Source organism: Vibrio sp. 03_296, from assembly GCF_002265885.1.
This window is the reverse complement of the sequence record NZ_NPKW01000226.1, coordinates 1-932: the sequence shown is the minus strand read 5'-3', so window position 1 is coordinate 932 and position 932 is coordinate 1. Positions and strand designations below refer to the sequence as shown.

The window sequence follows — 932 nt, the reverse complement described above, 5'->3', positions numbered from 1 at the left end:
CGCGCTCACGGCCAATATCTGCGAGGCGATAATCTAACAACCAACGTTCATTGCCATCACAGCGCACTTGCACGTGACGCAGCGATAAGTAGTTTTCCAAGTTCCAAGGTTGTTGCAGCGCAGGTGATTTTTCGCACTACGCACATCTGATTGTCGCGATAAAWTTCCTGCTCGCAAATATCAAACGGAGGCAACATGGTGAGCTTGGCATCGTTGATGTCGATGTCTTTGCCTGTCATACCCAARWCTACAACTCACCGCTGCAGCATCTTGAAGGTCTGTTCTGACCATGAATGGGTGCTGATGGTGACGTTGGGCGCTTGCTGGAAAATGGATGGTAGAAAGTGCGGCAAGATCAGGGGATAAACACTTTCCACAGCGGCAATACGAAAGCGGTATTCGCTGCTTTCAGGGTGAAACTCTTCCGGCAAGGTAAGATGCTCTAACTGGTTGATCAACAGATCACSTAGTTCTGGTTGAGAACAACGCTCGCGCTGTTGGAGTAAGCCCGTGTGAATGTCGAACGAATAAGGGGTCATCAAACTGCTGGCGCAGTTTTGCCAATGCTTTACTCACCGCTGATTGACTTAAACAAAGTCGATGAGCAGTGCGGGTCACATTGAGTTCCTCGAACAGCACTTTTAAGCAGACGAGAAGATTAAGGTCTAACCGGGAGAGTTTCTCGATGTTCATTCTGAATTTCCCAATAAGAATATCAGCGATGAATATACATCATTTCCATTCATATCACGAGGCGGTTAAATCTCTGATCAAAGTTCTTGTTCAATTGGAGTGTTTGTTGTCAGGTCAGAGCCAATCAGTAAATTACAATGGCGTTGTTAACCTTGCTTGTGTTGTCAGCCCGTTGGCCATAGATATTTATCTTCCCGCGTTGCCACTTATTTCCAATACCTTTTCGGTTGAACACGCAT

The 932-nt window shown here is 46.4% G+C and carries 2 pseudogenes; one reads left to right on the top strand and one right to left on the bottom strand.

Annotation, left to right across the window (positions count from 1 at the left end):
* Positions 1-693, bottom strand: a pseudogene (locus CIK04_RS23575) (LysR family transcriptional regulator); the annotation flags it as partial.
* Positions 694-721: 28 nt separating this feature from the next.
* Between CIK04_RS23575 and CIK04_RS33550 the strand changes: the two are divergent.
* Positions 722-932, top strand: a pseudogene (locus tag CIK04_RS33550) (hypothetical protein); the annotation flags it as partial.